This is a genomic window from Streptomyces sp. NPDC104096 (genome assembly GCF_055584385.1).
On the sequence record NZ_JBVJMD010000016.1, the window covers coordinates 120801 to 139160 of the forward strand.

The window sequence follows — 18360 nt, forward strand, 5'->3', positions numbered from 1 at the left end:
CTGAAGATGGTCCTGTGTGGTCGATCAGGGCGTAGGCAGAGCCTTCCGCAGCACCTCGTTCGACAGCCGCCCGGACCTCCCGGACCACCCGAGGAGAGCACGCACGCTCGACATGTCGGCGAGGTCCGGACCAGGCGCGCGCCGCCGGGCTCCTGCACCGTCATCTCCAGCTTCGTACGAGACGGAGACCGCCGCCATACAGCCGGTCTCGTCACCGTGGGCCCGGACACGCTCACCCGAGAGCCTCGCCCCCGCCCGCTGGGCCGCCGCCGAGGCCGAGATGCTCGTGCCCGGCTCCCGGAGGCCGGCTGCCGTCTGAGGAGGTGCTCGCCTTCGCCGCTTCCGCTCGGCCTTGGCCAACAGCCCCGTCGCGATCAGCACTTCGAGCGCGTGTTCTCCCGCTCGCCGTACGCCTTCAGCACCGACGCGTCGCCGATGCCGAGTTGTTCGGCGAGGTGGTCCACGAATTCCGCCGGCACGTCGGTGGGGCCGTCGAGGAACCCTCCCAGCTGCCGCGCGGCCGTCAGCTGTAGCGCGTAGCCCAGGCGACTGTGGTCGTCCGTCGGCTTCGCCGCGCATCCTTCGCGGCCTGACCAGCGATTTCGCCCTGGGAATCAGTTCAAGAAAACTTGATCTTCACGTGTTCCACACATTACGCTCACGCTTCCCACCAAGTCCTTGTGACAGGTACAGGACGGCGACCGCACCCGCGAGCAGGCGCACGCAAGGGCCTTTCACCCTGCCTGACCGCGGGTCGACCTGCTGCGGCACGCGCTGCAGCGCGCTCGGCGTCGGCGCCGATCCGACCGCCACCCCGTACCTGTTCCAACTCCGCAGTACGGCAAGCCACTTCGCCATGACCGCTCGTAAGGAGCACGATGCACAACCGCCGCCCCCTCGGCACGGCCGCGATCGCCGCGATCGCCGCAGTCCTCCCGATATCGCTGGCCGCCCCCGCCGATGCCGCCGCCTACAAGACCGTCACGACCAAGGCGTACAAGTGCGCCTACGGGAGCTACATCCCCAAAAAGGGCTTCTCCTGCACTTATCGCTACTACAAGACCCTCACCGCGCGGGTTTACCCCAACGGGTCGGTGTACGTGAAGAACTCCGCCGGAAAGTGGATTGCGGTCAACTACCGGTACAGCACCTCCACCAAGCGCCTGTACCAGAAGATTCCCGCCCCCACCAAGGCCGCGACCACCAACATGGGTCGCACGACCTCTTACGCGTACTCCTCCTCCGGGTCCACCATGGCCTACTCCTACTGGGACAAGTGCACCCCGATCACCTGGAAGGTCGACTTCACCGCGCTGAACAAGCGCGGCGGCAAGGCGACCACCGAACTGAACCGCCTGAAGTCGGCGTTCGCGACCCTGTCGGCCGCGAGCGGCTACCAGTTCATCTACAAGGGCGCCACCGTCGCGGCCAGCGGAGAGGACAAGCACGGCGTCCCCATGGGCGACGGCCCGTCCGGCTGGATCAAGGCCCCGACCGGAGCGGACATCACCGTCTCCTACTCCTCGACCCACGTGACCGGCTACAACTGGGTGGAAATGGCCGGCGCCGGCTCGATCGGCCTCGGCGGCAACTCCTGGATCGGGCCGGTCGCCACCGTGAGCGACGACGATTACGCCTTCGAGAACTTCGATGGCTTCGCGCTCTTCGACGCCGACTTCGTGCACGCCAACGAGGTCGCACCCGACCCGGGCCGGTCCAAGGGGGTCGACCAGATCAAGTCCACCTATCTGCACGAATTCGGTCACGCCCTCGGCCTGGATCACACCAGCGACCGCTACCAGATGATGTATCCGAGCCAGCAGAGGGACGTGCCGACACGTCTCGGCGCCGGCGACATCGCCGGACTGAAGAAGCTCGCCGCCCAGCCGTGCTTCGCCCCGGACAGCGACGAGCACCCGGCCGCACAGTCGCTCCTCGCGCACCCGCATGGTGAACCCTTGGGCACACAGCGTGCCCGAACCGGTGAAGCGCCCCACATGACCCACGTCACCTACTAACCCCGATAGTGGAGCGAAACGGGTAGTTGTCCGCGCACCTACCACCCCTGACCTGCGGATTGAGAGCCGGCTCACACGAACCGACAAACACCCCAATGCGACGGCAACTAGTAAAAGGGGTCATTGCGGACATTGGTCCGGGCTGGTTGTCTTGAGGACGTCGCCAGGCACCACGGCCCCACCGGGTCACGGTGCCGACGCATGCCAGGACCACTTACGCACCACACGGTCCCCCGGCGAGCGAGCGGCCTTCCTGTCCCCGAAGAAAGCGAGTCTCCGTGTCCTTCGCCGCCATCCGCCGCATCGCCAGCCCGAAGAAGGCCCTCGCCGTGACCGCCGTCGTCGCCTCCACCGCGGGCATCGCCCTCGCCGCGGCCCCCGCGCAGGCTTCCACGACGTCCGCCTCCTCCGCCCAGGCGATCGCCCGGCAGATGATCCCGGACACGGCCCAGTACAACGCCTTCAACAAGATCGTCACCCACGAGAGCGGCTGGAACCACACCGCCACCAACTCCTCCTCCGGCGCCTACGGCCTCGTCCAGGCCCTGCCCGGCTCGAAGATGGCCACGGCCGGTTCCGACTGGAAGACCAACCCCGCCACCCAGATCAAGTGGGGCCTGGACTACATGAACTCCCGCTACGGCAGCCCCGTCCAGGCCTGGGACTTCTGGCAGACCCACCACTGGTACTAAACCCACCAGTACCGGGCACACCCCGCCCCCGCAACAGGGCATCACACGCGACACCGACCGCTGCTTCACACGAAGCAGCGGCCTTGTCGTACCCAGGGCCGAAGTCGATCCGATCCGAACGGCTCGGGTCCTCAAGCTCGGGACCGACCGCATGTCGACTGCGACGTGGGTGCAAGACCGAAGGCACCCTCGCCGCAACGCCGTTGTCAGTGCCGCCTGCCATGATCCCCCGGTCGTCCACGGGTTGCGGGGTGGGAGAGGTCATGTCTTTCGGTTACAAGACGCAATGGATCGCGGTTCGGGACGCCGAACCCGAGGCGGTGGCCGACGCCCTCGGTCTCCGCCACCGGCGCAGCATGGACTGGCTGAGTGGCGCCGAACTCGCCTATCGGCAGGGGGTTTTCGTGGCGCGGCCCGTCGTCCCCGGCTGGACGTTCGCCCACAGCCGGATCCACCTCGCACCGGAGGTCCGCGCCACACAGACGGACTTGCCCGCCTGGCTGCTGGGGCTGTCCGCGCGACTCGGGGATCTCCAGTACTTCGGCAGCGACCGCATCGGCGAATGCCACGCCTGGGCCAGGATCGACTCGGGTGAACTGACCCGCGCCTACTGCTACAACGGCCTTCCGGGCGATGTCCCGTTGCGGCTGGGGGAACCCACCGCCATCGAACGGGAGCTCGGCGTCGGACTGATCGGGCACGAGGAGGTCCGGCCCGACTGGGAGGAACCCGAATGGGAGGCCTGGTTCGCCGCCATGCCCAACGAACAGCACGTGATGCGCATCGCCGCGAACTGGAGCGTCTGTCCCCTCGCCATCCCGGAGGACACCGTCGTCGCCCCGGGGATCCACGGGTTCCCCCCGGGCATCGAGCCCGAGCACTCACTCTGACCGGACCCGGTCCCCCGAGATCGGCTGAGTGAGGTTCACCGGGTTGCCGTCGGGGTCCTGGATGTGGGCGACGCGCTGTCCCCACGGCATGTCGTTGGGGCGGCCGCCGACCGAGCCGCCCAGCGCCTCCACCCGGCCGAGCGTCTCCTCGACGTCGTCGACACCGATGCTCAGCAGGATCCGCGGTGTCGCCCCGGTCTCCAGGTCCGGCCTGGCCACCAGCCCGAGGTCGGTGTCACCGATGCGCAGACCGACGTAGAAGGCCGGACCTTCCTCCGGCACCCGGAAGATCTGCTCGGCGCCGAACAGCTTCGTGTAGAAGCCGAGCAGGACGTCATGGTCGGCAGTCAGGATCACTGGCTGGATCGTGGACATGGCACTCCCGTCGAGAAGGGTCGTATCACCAGGTGGACCGTTCGAGGGCTGTGAACTCATCGTCGGATCAGGTGATGCGGTGACCTCCGTCGACGTGCAGCACGGTTCCGGTGATGAAGCTGTTGTGCATCACCGACGTGAATGCCTGGGCGATGTCGTCGGGGGTGCCGACACGACGGGCCGGCAACCGCTCGGCCAGCTCGGCGAAGGCCGCCTCCTTGTCCATGCCGAGCTGGTTCCAGATGTCGGTGTCCACCCAGCCCGGAGAGACCACATTGACGCGCACCGGTGCCAGCTCGATCGCCAGACCGTACGCCAGCGAAGCGAGGGCGCCGTTGGCCGCGGCCATGATCGTGTTCGACCCGTTGGGCCGGTACGCGTTGATGCCCGAGGTGTACGTGATCGAGCCGGTGACCCGCCCGCCCGCGTACTTGCCGACCAGCCAGGCGCCCAGCAGCTTGGTGTCGACGACGGACCGGGCGGTCGCGGTGGCGACGTCGGCGGTCCGGCCGTACACGCCGGTCGCGTCGGCCGCGGTGACCACGACGTGATCCACCCGCTCCACCCGGGCGAACAGTGCGGCCACGTCCTCCTCCCGTCCCATGTCGGCCACGACGGCGCTGATCTTCCCGTGCCCGGAACGCTCCAGTTGCGCCCGGGCCGTCGTGAGTCGGTCGGCGCCACGGCCGACGATCGTCACATCCATGCCCTCGGCGAGCAGGGTCCGGGCCAGGGCAAGACCCATACCGGAGCCGCCACCGATGATGATCGCGTTAGTCATGGTCCGAGGCTGCACCGCCGGACCGGTTCCGGGGCAGGCCGCGTGCTTCCTGGGTGCAGCACGGCCACCCAGGAGCGGGCCGGCCGTGGGAAACTCGACGCCGTGAACGCCATGGCCAACTTCCTCCGGATCCGCCGCGGTCAGATCGGCCCGGCCGATGTCGGACTGCCCATGGGGCCGGGCACCCGGCGCACACCCGGGCTGCGCCGCGAGGAACTGGCCGCGCTGGCCGGCGTGAGCGTGGACTACTACATCCGGATCGAACAGGGCCGGGAGACCGCGCCGAGTGACGCGGTACTGAGCGCGCTGGCCCGGACGCTGCGCCTCAGCGACGACGAGCACGCCCATCTGCTCGGCCTCGCCGACCAGGTCGCGGGGCGGACACCGCGCCGCCGGCCCGCCGACCCGCGCCCGGCCAGCCCTGGCCTGCGGCTGCTGCTGGAGTCGGTCCGCCCCAGCCCGGCCTACGTACTCGACGACGTCAACGACGTACTGGCCGCCAATCCTGAAGGCTTCGCCCTGATGCCCGGGCTCGGCGACTGGCCGCCGGCACAGCGGAACACGATCCGGTACACCTTCTTGCACGCGGCCGCGCGAACCCTGTTCGCCGACTGGGGCCGGGTGGCCCGCAACAGCGTCGCGCACCTGCACACCGCCGAGCTGAGCGCACCCGGGCGCACCGCCGCCCTGGTCGACGAACTGTCCTCGGCCAGCGGCGAGTTCGCCGCTCTGTGGCGCCGACACGAAGTGTGGGTCAAGCGAGCGGGCGAGACCGCGTTCCAGCACCCGGCGATCGGCCGGATCACCCTCGCCAACGAGGTGCTCACACCTGCCGGCGACGGTCAACGCGTCCTGATCTACCAGGCCCCGCCCGGAACGGCCGGACATGACGCCCTCGTACTGCTGGCCATGACCACCGAGAACGCACGCACCACCTGAACTCGCTTCGCCTTCGGCGATAGGCAGCCAAAGGCGCCACGTACGAGGTGAGGGCGTCCGCCCGTATCTCAACACGGCGTCCGAGCGGGGCTGTTGAGATCCGGCTGACCGCCTCCCGGTCCCCGGATCCGAAGCAGCCGCGATCCCGGCCGGCGTCCTGGCGCCGGCGACCGGCCTGGCGTTGCGAGCGCTGCGCGAGCCGATGGCCGGGATCCGCTCGCGGTACTGGGCGGCCCGCAACGCCGCGGCACGGGAGGAGGCGATCCGCGCCGGGCGGATCGACCCCGACGGGCAGCGCCTGCCGCGATCCCCTCAGCCCCCGCAGCGGTGACGAGAGGCCCGACCTCACAGCCTGGTCCTGAGGCGATGAAGTCGGACCGCGTCCTTTGGCATCAGCTCACCGACGCACCCGGCGCCAGTGCCAAGCCGGAGGCCGCGAGGAAGGCTTCGAGAGTGATGGCTCCGCGGCCGGTGCCGTCATCCCACTCGGTCAGGATCTCCGAGAGGCCCTCGTTCCAGGAGTCAGGTGTGTCGACGCCCGGGCCAGGATGCCGTTCGACGCAGCCTTCACCATGTCGGTACCGGAGGAACAAGTAAGCGCCCTCCGTCGTCCATGCATTCCACTGGGACGGAAAGGCGGAACACGTCTGCACGACTCTCGCCAGCAGCGGCCCCTCGACTTCGTTCATCCGGTGATGATCGCGCGCCGACGGAACCCGGGCAATCGGATTCGACTCGTCGCCGCGCCCGCCTGCGGCACCCTGGGAACGCCGTTTTGCCGGACCGGCAACAGTACTGGCCGAGTCGCGGCCCGATGGGCGACGGTGGGCCGGTGACCGACAACATCGCAACAGGATCGCCCCTGTCCGACATCCCCTCCCCTGCCGGCGGATACCTCGGAGACCCGGCCGTACGGGCGGAGTGGGACAGCCGCTACGCCGACCGGCACCAGCTGTGGAGCGGGCAGCCCAACGGTGCGCTCGTGGCCGAGGTCGCCGGGCTCACACCGGGGCGCGTGCTCGACGTCGGCTGCGGCGAGGGCGCGGACGCCGTCTGGCTCGCGCGGACCGGCTGGGACGTGACCGCGCTGGAGGTCTCGGGCGTGGCGCTGGCTCGGGCGGAGGGGCACGCGCGGGACGCCGGGCTCACCGTTCGCTGGATACACGCCGAACTCACCCGCTCGGCGCTCCCGCCGGCCTCCTTCGACCTGGTCTCCGCGCAGTACCCGGCCCTGCTGCGCACCCCCGACGCCGCGGCCGAGCGGGCGCTGCTCGCGGCCGTCGCGCCCGGCGGCGTCCTGCTGCTCGTCCACCACGCGGGGATGGAGAACCAGCAGGCCAACGACAGCGGCTTCGACCCGGCCGACTACGTCTGGCCCTCGATGGTCGCCGAGCTGCTCACCGACGACTGGGAGATCGAGGTCGACGAGCAGCGGCCACGCGTCGCCCCCGACGGCGGCGCCGGCGCTCACCACACCGACGACGTGGTGCTGCGCGTGCGTCGGCTCCGCTGAGGGCGCCCCCGACGGTCCCCGAGCTGGGCTCGGCGGCGGCCGGGCTCGGGGCAGCGGGCCTCGATGCGGACGTCCCGGCCGGTGTCAGGGGGTGAGGTAGGAGTGGAAGACGTGCTCCGGGTCGTACGCGGCCTTCAGTCGCCGCAGTCGCTCCCAGTCGGCCGGGGTGTACGAGCGCCGCGCCCGGGAGGGATCGGCGGTGAGGTCGGTCTCGGCGATGTAGTGGCCGGTTCCGTACGGCTCGACGATGCGCATGGTGTCCCGCAGCCAGCGCGTGTTGTCGGCGTCCGCGGCGGGGTCGTCCCAGATCGCGAAGGGGGCGAGGTAGGTCTCGCCCAGGATCGAGAAGGCCATGTCCCCGGCGAGGGTACGGTCGCGCGAGGCGGGCCACAGGGGCGCGAGGACCAGTGACTGCTCGGACGGTGCTGCGGCGACCGAGGCGGCGAGGGCGGGCAGCAGGGTGGTGTACCCGGTGTCCGACCACAGGGTGTCTACGGCGTTGCGGTGGCCTTGGTGCCAGAAGCCGGACGCCGTTTCGTACAGGTCCTCGAAGGTCGTGGGCCGGTCGGCCTTCCGGTACAGGGCGCGGTCGGCCAGGGGGCAGTCCCGCAGCGGCTCCAGGCAGCGGGCGGCCTCCTCTGCCGTGCGGGCGAAGGCGGTGCCCGTGAAGGTGATCGTCTTGGGCCTCGGCGTCGCCGTCGTCATCTCGGCGGAGGCGGTCGAGAGCATGAAGGACGCCTCGACGTTCGCCGGGAGCCGCTCGGCGGCCGTGGTGGCCCAGCGGGTCACCGGCTCGACGTCGGTCAGCGGAAAGACGTACGAGGTCTCGGCGATCGCTGCCGGGGAGTCGTACAGCGACACCTGGAAGCGGGTGACGACACCGAAGAAGCCGGGTCCGGCACCACGGGCGGCCCAGAACAGGTCGGGGTTCTCCGCGTGGTCGCAGGTGAGGGTGGTGCCGTCGGCCGTGACCACGTCGACGGCCTGCACGCTCGCGGTCGCCGGGCCGAGCGCGCCGGAGTTCCAGCCGAGGCCGCCGCTGAGCAGATAGCCGCCGAGGGCGACGGCTCCGCAGTGCCCAGCCGGGAAGGCGAGGCCGTACGGGGTGAGCGCGGCGACGAACTCACGTCCGCTCAGCGCGGGTTGGACGGTGGCGGTGCGCGAAGTCGGTTCTATCTCGTATGCGTCGAGTGCGGAGAGGTCGATGAGTATGCCGTCGTCGCGCAGTGGTGAGCCGCACCAGCTGTGTCCGTGGGAGCGCAGTGCGATGCGGTGTCCCTCGGAGCGGGCCAGCCGGACGGCGGCCGGGACGTCGCGTTCGGAGGCGACGCGAACGATCAGGTCGGGAAAGCGCTGCGGCTTGAGGCCGTTCCAGAGCATGTCCGACCAGATGCCGTGGTAGGCGGCGTCGCCGCGTCGGACGACGTCTCCCGCCATCTCTTCGGTCTTTCCGCCCATGGCGGGTCCTCAGCCGCTCGTGAGCCCGAAGACATGGATCGCGCGAGAAACCATGCCAGGTAGTCTAATTCACCAGCCGAATACCGAACAAACGCGGCGAAATCATCACAGACTTCCCCACTCCTGCCCCGCCCGGGTCAACTGCTCCCACGCGGCCGTGAGAACCGGACTCGCCGGACCGTCCCGCCGGGACGCCAGGTACAGGGTGTTCAACGGTTCAACCACGGGCCGGTGCATCAGCGCCACCTCACCCGCGATCAGCGCGGGGGCGACGAGATAGCGGGGCAGGACGGAGATCCCCATGCCGGAGGCCACCGCGGCCAGCACGGCGCGCAGGTCCGGGACGACGACCGCGACCTGATTGGGCGGCCGCCGCCCGAACTCGGTGCGCCAGTACCGCCGGACGATCGGAAGGTCTTCCGAGTAGGCCACCAGCGGCAGATGGGACAGCGCGGCGACCGGGTCGGCGGACAGCCGCTCCTGGTCGACGGCATGCGCGAGCGCGGGCGGCCCCACGAGCAGGAACTCCTCGTCCACCAGCGTCGTCACCAGCAGATCCTCGCGCTGTGGGCGGATCGCGGAGACCACCAGGTCGAGCCTCGCGGCGGCCAGCTCCGACAGCAGTGCCTCGGCAAGCCCCAACGTCACCCGGATCCGCAGTCCCCGGGCGGACAGCGGCGCCAGGGCGGGAAGCACCTGAAGCGACATCAACTCGGCCGCGCCACCGAGCCGGACCGTTCCGTACAGGGCACCCGGCTCCCGCGAGGGCTCGAGGGCGGTGCGCAGGCCGTCGACATGCGCGCCGACGCGAGCGGCCAGCGCCGCGGCGCGGGGCGTCGGCTGCGCTCCCTTGCTCGACCGTACGAACAGTGACTCCCCCAACTGCTCCTCGAGGCGTGCCAGCTGACCGGTGACCGCCGGCTGGCTGACGCCCAGCCGGGCGGCCGCCGCGGACAGCGAGCCGGTGCGGTAGATCTCGAGAAACGTCGCCAGCAGGTCCAGCCCGGGCAAGGCGTCTCCTCCCATCGCAGAACTTATGGAGAGCACCGTTCTTCCGCATTCTAACGGCGGATACGGCTCGCTGACCGTGCCCGTACCACTCAGTGCTGGTGGCACACAGGCGCAACAAGCGCGCAACCCTGGTCCATCACATCCCTTATGGATGGAGGGAGGCGTCCGGGCATGCCCGTGATGAATCCTGCCGTTGTCCTGATCGCCGGGGCACTCCGGGCCGCGGCGCACGGGCACCACGTTCACCACGTGGTCCATTGACCGAATTCACCACGCTCACCACGTTCACCACGTGGTCGACAGAGAAGAGCAGGCATCCCATGTCGAAGATCCTGATGATCGTCTCGGCCGCCGACAGCTTGGAGCTCGCCGACGGGTCCACCCATCCGACCGGCTTCTGGGCGGAAGAGGTCGCGGCCTCCCACCGGGCGCTGCTCGCCGCCGGGGCGCAGGTGGACATCGCCACCCCCGGGGCCGTGCGCCCCACGGTCGACGCGCTCAGCCTCGACGCCCGCGGCGGAGTGTCCGAGACCGACGCCCAGGAGTTCCGCGCCTACCTCGACGGCATCTCCGAGCAGCTCTCCCACCCGCTCACGCTGTCCGAGGTGGAGGTGGCGGACTACGACGCGCTCTACATCCCCGGCGGTCACGCGCCCATGGCCGACCTCGCCCAGGACGCGGATCTCGGGCGGCTCCTCAAGGAGGCCGACGCCCGGGGCACCGTCATCGCCGCACTCTGCCACGGTGTCGCCGCCCTGCTCAGTGCCACGACGCCGGACGGTGGCTTCGCGTTCGCCGGCCGCACCCTCACCGCGTTCTCCGACACGGAGGAGAACCAGGGCGGCCTGGGCGAGAACACCCCCTACTTCCTGGAGAGCCTGCTGCGCGAGCGCGGCGCCGGGGTGGAGACCGGGGCGCCGTGGAGCGACACCGTCGTCGTGGACGGCAACCTCGTCACCGGCCAGAACCCCCAGTCCAGCGTCACCACGGCCGAGGCCACGCTGAAGGCGCTCACCGGCCGCTGAGCCGTACGGGGGCGGGTGCGCTCAGAGCATGGCGAGGGATCGACCGCCCTCACCGCCACGGCCGGAACGCGCCCGCCCCGACACCTGGACCTGCGCCGTGTGTGTACCCGGCGAGTTCGAAGGGCGCGTCCGCCCGCCGGCAGAGCGGGTCGAGACGACCAGCGACGACGAGCGTGACGTTCAGGCTCCGGCCTGCAGTCGCAGGCCCGTCAGGGTCAGCTCCAGGGCGGAGCGGAACTGGTCGACGTCGTCGTGGCCGTCGAACTCGTCGACGATCTCGTGCACGAACGGGAACTCCGCGGGGTCCAGCTCCCGCCAGTTCCGGGCGAAGCGGCCGAGGAACTCCTCGCGGCTCACGGCACCCTCGAGGATCTCCTCGGGCGGCTCCTGCCCCATGTCGACGGCGGAGCCGACGACGACGCCCACGATCGCGGACACGGCGTGGAAGCGCTGCCGCGCGGTGAGATCCAGGCGAAGGGTCTGCCGGCCGAGCTTCTCGTACAGGCGCAGGGAGTTGCCCTGGACGTCGGTGTTGCGCATGAAGTAGGCGCCCAGCCAGGGCCGGTGCACGATCGCGTCGAACAGCGTCACGGCCATCGCGCGCAGGTCGTCGATCGGGTCGTCGCCGACCGGAAGGTCTTCGATGTCGGCCAGGATCGCGCCCACCACGTGGTCGGTGGCGCGGTCGAGCAGTTCCTCCTTGCTCGCCACGTACCAGTAGATGCTGGCGACGCCGCCGCCGAGGCGCTGCGCGAGCGCCCGGAAGGTCAGTGCGGGCGCCCCGGCCTCGTCGAGCAGGGCCACCGCCTCGGTGAGCACGGACTCCATCGAGTGCGAAGCCCGTCGACGTCCTCCGCCCGAGCGGCTCTGCAGGCGTGTCATGGCTCCCTTTCCACCGTTCTTGCATCGAACCGAACGCTGTTCTATCGTATCTCATCGTACGTTGTTCGATAACCGTACGTCGTTCGATGAAGAGGACTTGTTGCCATGACCACTGCCACGCTGCAAACCCCCTCGGCACGCACCTATCCGTCCCTACGCGCGGCGTGGATTCCCCTGGCCGCCCTCTGCCTGGCCTTCTTCGTCGAGATGGTCGACAACACGCTGCTGTCGATCGCGCTGCCCACGATCGGCCGCGACCTCGGCGGCGGGACGACCGCGCTGCAATGGGTCACCGGGGCGTACTCCCTGACCTTCGGCGGCCTTCTGCTCACCGCCGGGTCGATGGCCGACCGGCTGGGCCGCCGCCGGGTGCTGCTGGTCGGACTCGCCGCGTTCGGCTCGGTGAGCCTGTGTGTCGTACTCGTCACCACGGCAGGGGAGCTCATAGCCCTGCGGGCGGTACTCGGCATCGCCGCCGCGGCGATGGCCCCGATCACGAACTCCCTGGTCTTCCGCCTGTTCGACGACGCGGCCCTGCGGATGCGCGCCATGACGGTGATGATCGTCGTCGGCATGTCCGGCTTCGTCCTCGGACCGCTGCTGGGTGGCACCGCGCTGGCCCATGTCGGGTGGGAGTGGCTGCTGCTCGTCAACGCCCCGATCGCGCTGATCGCGTGCATCGGCGTCCGGCTCGGCGTCCCGGCCGACCGGCCGGAGGACCTGACCAAGGACGCGCTCGACATCCCGGGCGCCGCGCTGAGCGTCAGCACCATCGGGCTCGCCTGCTACTCGCTGACCAGCGGTGTCGAGCACGGCTGGCTCTCCACGACCACCCTCGCGTCGATCGTGGGCGCCGTCGTGGCCGCGATCGGGTTCATCCGGCACGAGCGCCGCAGCGCGGCACCCATGCTGGATCTGCGCCTCTTCTCGAACGGCACCGTCCGCGGCGCCGCCCTCGCCCAGATCGGCACGTCCATCGCGATGGCCAGCGTGATGTTCGGGCTGATCCTCCACTTCCAGTACGCCTACGGATGGAGCCCGGTGCGGGCCGGCCTGGCGAACCTGCCGATCATCGTGACGATGCTCGCCGCGACTCCCCTGTCCGAGTGGCTCGCGCGCCGGTTCGGGCACCGCATCGCCTGCCTGGTGGGCGCGGCCTGCCTGGCCGGCTCGCTTGCCGGTCTCTCCTGGGGCGTCGACCACGGGTACGCGGCCATCGCCGTCTGCATGGTGTTCATGACCGTGGGACTGCGCACCGTGATGACGATCTGCGCGGTCGCACTCGTCGACGCGATGCCGAGCAACCGCACCTCCATCGCCGCCGCCCTCAACGACACCGCGCAGGAGGTCGGCTCCAGCGTCGGCACCGCGGTCGTCGGCACCCTGATCGCCGCGCTGGTCACCACCCAGCTCCCCGCCGGCACCTGGAGCGGCGACCTCGTCGCGTCGTTCTTCCACGGCGAACGGATCACCTACGCCCTGCTCGCGGTCGTCGTCGGCCTGATCGCGGCCGGCGGTGCGCTGAGCCTCACCGACTCCCACAGCGTCGAGGAGCACCCGGTCGAGGAAGCCGCCTGACGGCAGGGCCCGACGACGGCGTCACGGAATCTCCGTACGGGGACGGCCCGGCGACGTCGTGCAGCGGTGGCGGAGTCGGCCCGGACCACGCGGATCCGGGCCGACTCCGTCTTCACGTTGCCGCCCGCGACGGCTTCGTACCGTCAGGTCCAGGGTGTCCCTCGCGGCGCCGGGCTGGCAGCCGGCCGTACGAGCAGGGGCCGATGTCCTCCTGCGGTGGAACCGTGTCGAACAGGCGCTGGAGCTCGCGCGCCCCGACGGGCGGGGGCAGGAGAGTGCCGAGGCGTGGCGGGACTACGCCGAGGCGCTGGTCCGGGCCGGGCGGACGAGGCGATCGACGTGCTCAGCCCGTACCTGCGTGAAGGGGGGGTGCTGCGGAGCCTGGTGGAGATGACCGACGGCCAAGGATGCGACGAGCGGGTACTGGAGGTGCTCGCCCCGCTCGCCGAGGAGTTCCGGCGTGACCCGAAGCAGCGCGGCAACCGCGACCTGTGGGAGGCCCTGCCCGCACAGGTCCGGGTACTGGAACGGTCCGGCCGCGTCGACGAGGCCATACGGCTGCTCGGCGCGGACGTGGCCGCACGCCGCTACGGGCCGCAGAACACCGTCGACTTCTATGCCGACCTGCTGACCCGACACGGTCGGATCGAGGAACTGCGCGACCTCGCCACCGGCCCCAGCGGTCCACCGCCGCCGTTCCCTACGTCAAGGCCCTGAACGGCACTTCTGGGCGGCACAGAAGCTGAAGGCCTGACGACTGGGTTCGGCCGGTGTCGGCACAGTCCGGTCGAGGGCGGTCAGAGGGTGAGGAAGGCGGTGGTGAGGACGGCCGCGTACCAGTACTCGAAGTAGCGGTAGGTGCGGTGGTCGTAGGCGGGGGTGCGGTGGTCGAGAACGCGCCGGGCGATGGTCCAGCACAGGGCCGCGGTGGCGGCTTCGGCGCACCACGTGGCCGGGGTGGCGGCGCGGATGAGGAGGAAGTGGTCGACGAGCGGGAGGAGGGCGAAGCCCGCCGAGAGGCAGCGGCGGGTGAGGGTCTCACCGAAGGCGAGGGGGAAGGTGGCGCGGTGGGCGGCGGCGTCTCCGTGGAGGTCGCGCAGGTCCTGGGCAGGGATGAGGAGGAAGACCACGACGGCGAGGACGAGCGTCCACCGCCAGGCGTCGGCGGTGAGGGGTGCGGTCATCTGCCAGGCGGCGCCGAGCATGGGCAGGACGCCGAAGCCGATGACGGCGTTCTTGACGATCCAGTGCCGGGAGCCGCCGAGGTTGTGCAGCAGGGTCATGGCCTGCCAGAGCAGTGCCCACTGCCACACCCCCAGTGCCCATCCGAGGAGGGGGAACGCGACGAAGGTGACGGCGGTGCGCACCAGCGCGCCGCGGGTGGTGACCGACCGCTTCACCAGGGGACGGAAGGGCTTGTTGAGGCGGTCCTCGCGCAGTCCGGCGAGCTGGTTGGTGAGGCAGAAGGTGTAGAGGTAGAGCCAGAAGTACAGGGCCGATCCCAGCGCGGTCACGGCGAGGCGGCCCGGTGACTGGTCGTACTTGACCGCGATGGCCAGGGCGAATACAACGCCGGGGTAGAGGCCGGCCCAGGGGTCGTTCTTGATGAACTGCCAGCTCAGCCACGGCTCCCGCACCGCGACCCGGACGATGGCCCGGGCGGCCGCGGGCAGCGGGCCGGGCGCCGGGCCCGGGGACGGCGGTGCGGCAGCGGTGGAGATGTGGTTCCTCGGCGGACTTGCCATGGCGGACAGCCTCCCTGGGGGTCAGGCCGGGCGGAGGGTGGCGGTCTCGGCAAGGTGCCGCAGGAACGCTGCGGCGGCAGACGGGACCGTCGGATCACGCCCCAGGGATGTTCGAGGGGGCGGGGCGGCCCGCGGTGCGGCCGTCGCTGTCGCCGGGTGCCGGTCGGGCTTCGAGGCGCAGGCGGAGGTCGCGGGGGACGCAGGCAGCGGACAGGACGGTCTTCGCGGGGCGGTCGGTGAGGGCCGTGAACTTCCACGAGCCGATCAGCAGGGCGAGGACGATCGAGGCTTCCTGGAGGGCGAAGCGGTCGCCGATGCACCGGCGCGGACCGGACCCGAAGGGGATGAAGGAGGCGCGGTCGGCGGGCTGTTCGGTCCACCGGTCGGGGTCGAAGTCACGGGGCCCGGGGTGGACGCGAGGGTTCCAGTGGACCGCGTACTGGCTCAGCGCGATCGTGGTACCGGCCGGCAGACGCGTGCCGCCGAGCATGGTGTCCTCGGTGACGGTACGGGTGACGAGCCAGGTGATCGAGTGCAGACGAAGGGCCTCGGTGATGACCTGGGTGAGGTAGGTCAGCCCGGGCAGGTCGGCCGCGCGCGGCTGCCTGCCGGCCAGGACCTGGGTGACGTGGGCGTGGAGCCGGTCCTGGATGTCGGGGTGGCGGGCCAGCTCGTACAGGACCCACGACAGCAGCCCGGCCGTGGTCTCCGTGCCGGCGATGAAGAACGTGACGACCTGGTCGGCGACTTCCCCGTCGGACAGCGCCCCGGGCCCGTCATCCGTGTCCTCGGGCTGCTCGGCCAGGAGGAGGGCGGAGAGCAGGTCCTGGTGGTCGGTGGCGTCGGCGCGGTGGGCAGCGATGACCTCGGCGACCGTCTGTCGCAGGCGGGCCCGGGCGCGCTGGAAGCGGAGGTTGCCCGGGGTCGGCGCACGGTCGAAGGGGGCGGGGACGAGCATGCGGCGCATCGCGCCGGACATGATCGTCTCGGCGTCCTCACCGATCCGACGGGTCACGGGTTCCGGCAGGCGGCTGCTGAACATCGTGGTGGCCAGGGCCCGGTTGGTGACGGCGAGCATGGCCCGGTTGACGTCGACGCTCTCCCCGTCGGCCCAGGCTGCGATCGTCTCGTAGGCGGCGGACGTGACCGCGGCCGCGTAGTCGGGCAGCCGCGCGGGCCGGAAGGCCGGCTGGCACAGTCGGCGCTGCCTGCGGTGACGGCCGTGCGGGCAGGTCGCCAGCCCGTTCCCGACCGCTTCCCTGGCCCGGTCGAAGAACGGGCCGCCCTTGTCGAAGGTGCGGTCGTCCCGCAGTACCTCCTGGACGAGGCCGGGGTCGCAGACCAGGACCATGGTGTGCGGCCCGAGCCGAAGCCGCACCAGATCGGCGTGGCGGGGCAGCGAGGCGATGAACCCCAGCCGGTCGCGCAGCAGCGCCACCGTGTGCCCGAGCAGCGGCAGATGCCGAGGGGCCAGCGGAACGGTGTCGAGATCCTTGCCCATGCCGGGACCCTCCTCCGGATCGTGGGCATCCCTTCCCCCGACCGGGACGGGAGAAGCGCACGGGCCGCAGGTCGCGGGGGCGCGCGCCGCTCGCGCCGTGCCCTTCGACCTCCTGCGGTGTTTCCTCAGGTTCCCTGCAAGGATTCTTCGTCAGCCTGGCGGTCCTCGATCCGCTGGTTGCCGTGCTGGTGGCACTCGTGCATCGCAAAGGGGTTCGGGCGGCCGTCAGCGGTGCTCCGGGAGCGGGTCGGCGAAGTGCCAGCCCTCGGCGAGCAGGCCGTCCACCGCCGCCACGGCGGTGCGCAGCCGCTGCTCGGGGCTGCCGGTGACCAGCAGGTACCGGCGGCCGGTGCGTTCCAGTTCCGTCCGGAAGCGGCCGGTCATCCACGGGCGCAGGTGGGGGCCGTCGCGCAGGCCGTCGTCCTCGAAGGGCACGCCCTCGTGGTCGGTGAGCAGGTACAGGTGGCGCGGGGTGCGGGCGGCGACGGCCGCCACCTCGGGGCTGGGCGTGCCGAGGTAGCGCTCGTGCCAGATCGTGGTGGCGAAGGAGTCGGTGTCGCAGAAGAGCACCGGCGAGCCGGCGCGGGCCGCCCACTCCTCGTCGGCGTCCTGGCGGCGGGCGATGAGGGGGAACTCCTCGGAGGTGAAGTCGACTTCCGTCCAGTCGGCTCCGGGGTCGGCGGCGCGCAGCGCGGCGAGCTTCTCCTCGCTGTACGCGCGCCCGTACTCGGGCACCCAGCCGGTGTCCGTCCAGATGCCGCCGCGTGCGCGGTAGTGGTCGGCCAGTGCCTGGGAGAGGGTGGTGGTGCCGGTGGACTCGGCGCCGAGGACGACCACGCGCCGGGCGAGGGCGGCGCGCACGCCGGGGCCGAGGTACGTCCAGCAGCCCACCGGGTCCTTGCGCACGGCCGTGCCGGAGACGGGGTACCTGGTGCGGTCGAGGTCCACGAGAACCTCGGCCGCGCCGAACCGTCGGGCCAGCTCGGTGCCGTAGGGCTCGGAGGTGAACACGGCGTCCACCGGGTCCGGGACGGCCGAGCGGAAGACCGCCATGTGGGCGTCCCACACCGCGGGGTCGTGCAGGTCGACCGGGTGGTCGTCGACGGCGCCGACGACCTCGGCGTCCGGATGGGCCTCGCGCATCCAGGTCACCCGGTCGGCGAGCGGCACCGACTCCACGGAGGCCGCGCAGACGAGGACGGTCAGCCGGTCGCACTGCGCGAGTGCGGTGCGGACGAGGTGGTGGTGGCCGGCGTGCGGCGGATAGAACTTGCCGAGCACCAGGCCGTGCCGGTACGGGCGGGCGGCGGCGCTCACGCGGTCACCGCCGTGGCGGTGCGGGGGCCGGCGGCGAGGGTGCGCCGCCAGCCGAGGAGGCCCGCCACGCACAGGGCGAGGAAGCCGACGTACAGCAGGGAGGTCAGGTACAGGCCCTTGTAGGCGTAGAGCGGGATGTAGACCAGGTCGGCGGCGATCCACAGCCACCAGGACTCCAGCAGCTTGCGGCACTGGCCGTACGTGGCGGTCAGGGAGAGTGCGGTGGTGAGGGCGTCCCAGAAGGGAACGGTGGAGTCGGTGGCCCGGTCCAGCAGGAGGGTGAGGGCGGCGGTGCCCAGCACTCCGGCGGCGGCGAGCCAGGCCCATTCGACACCCTTGGTGCGGCGCACCGGCAGGGCGCCGTCGGCGACCGGTCCTGCGCCGCGGGCCCAGGTCCACCAGCCGTAGGCGGCCAGTGCGATGAAGACGACCTGGAGACCGGCGTCGGCGTACAGGCCGGCCTGGAGGAAGAGCACGATGAAGAAGACGTTGTTGGCTATGCCGACGGGCCAGTTGGCGATGTGCTGGCGTGCCACCAGCCAGACGCAGAGGGCGCCGGTGGCGAAGCCGAGCGCTTCGGTCCAGCTGAGGTTCCAGTTCACGAGCGACTCCTTAATAGTCATCTCGACTATAAA

General features: G+C 70.9%; 19 protein-coding genes and 1 pseudogene. 9 read left to right on the plus strand and 11 right to left on the minus strand.

All coding sequences use genetic code 11. The features are described 5' to 3' along the window. Positions 1-386: 386 nt before the first annotated feature. Positions 387-554: pseudogene (locus ACZ60B_RS19010) on the minus strand (DUF4158 domain-containing protein); the annotation flags it as partial. Between the two features lie 324 nt (positions 555-878). Here ACZ60B_RS19010 and ACZ60B_RS19015 point away from each other — a divergent pair. The 3 genes from ACZ60B_RS19015 to ACZ60B_RS19025 all read left to right on the plus strand — a co-directional run bounded on the left by ACZ60B_RS19015 (position 879) and on the right by ACZ60B_RS19025 (position 3600). Beyond that, the gene (locus tag ACZ60B_RS19015; protein WP_469388346.1) at positions 879-2018 is read left to right on the plus strand and encodes a matrixin family metalloprotease; all 1140 of its coding nucleotides are present in this window, start codon (positions 879-881) and stop codon (positions 2016-2018) included. A gap of 278 nt (positions 2019-2296) precedes the next feature. After that, the gene (locus tag ACZ60B_RS19020) at positions 2297-2710 is read left to right on the plus strand and encodes an aggregation-promoting factor C-terminal-like domain-containing protein (RefSeq protein ID WP_469388348.1); all 414 of its coding nucleotides are present in this window, start codon (positions 2297-2299) and stop codon (positions 2708-2710) included. Between the two features lie 263 nt (positions 2711-2973). Beyond that, positions 2974-3600, plus strand: coding sequence for a hypothetical protein (locus ACZ60B_RS19025; protein WP_469388350.1), 627 nt, complete (start codon positions 2974-2976; stop codon positions 3598-3600). Here the strand turns inward: ACZ60B_RS19025 and ACZ60B_RS19030 are convergent. Beyond that, positions 3592-3975, minus strand: coding sequence for a VOC family protein (locus ACZ60B_RS19030; RefSeq protein ID WP_469388351.1), 384 nt, complete (start codon positions 3973-3975; stop codon positions 3592-3594). The two genes, ACZ60B_RS19025 and ACZ60B_RS19030, sit on opposite strands and share 9 nt — an antisense overlap. Positions 3976-4042: 67 nt before the next feature. Then, the gene (locus ACZ60B_RS19035) at positions 4043-4756 is read right to left on the minus strand and encodes an SDR family oxidoreductase (protein ID WP_469388353.1); all 714 of its coding nucleotides are present in this window, start codon (positions 4754-4756) and stop codon (positions 4043-4045) included. A 111-nt stretch (positions 4757-4867) separates the two neighbouring features. Here ACZ60B_RS19035 and ACZ60B_RS19040 point away from each other — a divergent pair, with 111 nt between their 5' ends. Together ACZ60B_RS19040 and ACZ60B_RS19045 are read left to right on the plus strand one after the other, a co-directional pair. Further along, positions 4868-5695, plus strand: coding sequence for a helix-turn-helix domain-containing protein (locus ACZ60B_RS19040; RefSeq protein ID WP_469388397.1), 828 nt, complete (start codon positions 4868-4870; stop codon positions 5693-5695). Positions 5696-5876: 181 nt separating this feature from the next. Next, entirely contained in the window at positions 5877-6026 is a 150-nt protein-coding gene (locus tag ACZ60B_RS19045) for a hypothetical protein (RefSeq protein ID WP_469388354.1), read from the plus strand. 61 nt (positions 6027-6087) lie between these two features. On the opposite strand, the gene ACZ60B_RS19050 is transcribed toward ACZ60B_RS19045, so the two are convergent. Beyond that, positions 6088-6384, minus strand: a complete 297-nt coding sequence (locus ACZ60B_RS19050; protein ID WP_469388355.1) for a hypothetical protein — start codon at positions 6382-6384, stop codon at positions 6088-6090. Positions 6385-6527: 143 nt separating this feature from the next. On the opposite strand from ACZ60B_RS19050, the gene ACZ60B_RS19055 reads away from it, so the two are divergent. Continuing rightward, on the plus strand, positions 6528-7208 hold the full coding sequence (locus ACZ60B_RS19055) for a class I SAM-dependent methyltransferase (RefSeq protein ID WP_469388357.1): 681 nt from the start codon (positions 6528-6530) through the stop codon (positions 7206-7208). An 84-nt stretch (positions 7209-7292) separates the two neighbouring features. Here the strand turns inward: ACZ60B_RS19055 and ACZ60B_RS19060 are convergent, their stop codons facing one another. Both ACZ60B_RS19060 and ACZ60B_RS19065 read right to left on the minus strand, forming a co-directional pair. Next, complete coding sequence (locus ACZ60B_RS19060) at positions 7293-8666, minus strand: FAD-binding oxidoreductase (protein WP_469388359.1); 1374 nt, start codon at positions 8664-8666, stop codon at positions 7293-7295. Between the two features lie 105 nt (positions 8667-8771). Then, positions 8772-9677 (minus strand): LysR family transcriptional regulator, encoded by a 906-nt coding sequence (locus ACZ60B_RS19065; RefSeq protein WP_469388361.1) that lies wholly within the window; start codon positions 9675-9677, stop codon positions 8772-8774. A 320-nt stretch (positions 9678-9997) separates the two neighbouring features. On the opposite strand from ACZ60B_RS19065, the gene ACZ60B_RS19070 reads away from it, so the two are divergent. Then, a complete protein-coding gene (locus tag ACZ60B_RS19070; protein WP_469388363.1) occupies positions 9998-10702 on the plus strand; it encodes a type 1 glutamine amidotransferase domain-containing protein in 705 nt (234 codons plus the stop codon). 180 nt (positions 10703-10882) lie between these two features. Here the strand turns inward: ACZ60B_RS19070 and ACZ60B_RS19075 are convergent, their stop codons facing one another. Next, positions 10883-11530 carry a TetR/AcrR family transcriptional regulator gene (locus tag ACZ60B_RS19075; RefSeq protein ID WP_469388398.1) on the minus strand — a complete coding sequence of 216 codons (648 nt, stop codon included), beginning with the start codon at positions 11528-11530 and terminating at the stop codon, positions 10883-10885. Positions 11531-11689: 159 nt separating this feature from the next. On the opposite strand from ACZ60B_RS19075, the gene ACZ60B_RS19080 reads away from it, so the two are divergent. Both ACZ60B_RS19080 and ACZ60B_RS19085 read left to right on the plus strand, forming a co-directional pair. Next, the gene (locus ACZ60B_RS19080) at positions 11690-13162 is read left to right on the plus strand and encodes an MFS transporter (protein ID WP_469388364.1); all 1473 of its coding nucleotides are present in this window, start codon (positions 11690-11692) and stop codon (positions 13160-13162) included. A 390-nt stretch (positions 13163-13552) separates the two neighbouring features. Then, on the plus strand, positions 13553-13879 hold the full coding sequence (locus tag ACZ60B_RS19085) for a hypothetical protein (protein WP_469388366.1): 327 nt from the start codon (positions 13553-13555) through the stop codon (positions 13877-13879). 80 nt (positions 13880-13959) lie between these two features. Here ACZ60B_RS19085 and ACZ60B_RS19090 read toward each other — a convergent pair whose 3' ends face one another. The 4 genes from ACZ60B_RS19090 to pnuC all read right to left on the minus strand — a co-directional run bounded on the left by ACZ60B_RS19090 (position 13960) and on the right by pnuC (position 18348). After that, positions 13960-14907 (minus strand): UbiA family prenyltransferase, encoded by a 948-nt coding sequence (locus ACZ60B_RS19090; RefSeq protein WP_469388368.1) that lies wholly within the window; start codon positions 14905-14907, stop codon positions 13960-13962. A gap of 94 nt (positions 14908-15001) precedes the next feature. Beyond that, complete coding sequence (locus ACZ60B_RS19095) at positions 15002-16408, minus strand: cytochrome P450 (protein WP_469388369.1); 1407 nt, start codon at positions 16406-16408, stop codon at positions 15002-15004. 225 nt (positions 16409-16633) lie between these two features. Next, positions 16634-17725: an AAA family ATPase gene (locus ACZ60B_RS19100; RefSeq protein ID WP_469388371.1), complete on the minus strand. Its 1092-nt coding sequence runs from the start codon at positions 17723-17725 to the stop codon at positions 16634-16636. After that, the gene (gene pnuC / locus ACZ60B_RS19105) at positions 17722-18348 is read right to left on the minus strand and encodes a nicotinamide riboside transporter PnuC (protein ID WP_469388373.1); all 627 of its coding nucleotides are present in this window, start codon (positions 18346-18348) and stop codon (positions 17722-17724) included. Before pnuC ends, ACZ60B_RS19100 begins: the two co-directional genes overlap by 4 nt. Positions 18349-18360 lie beyond the last annotated feature (12 nt).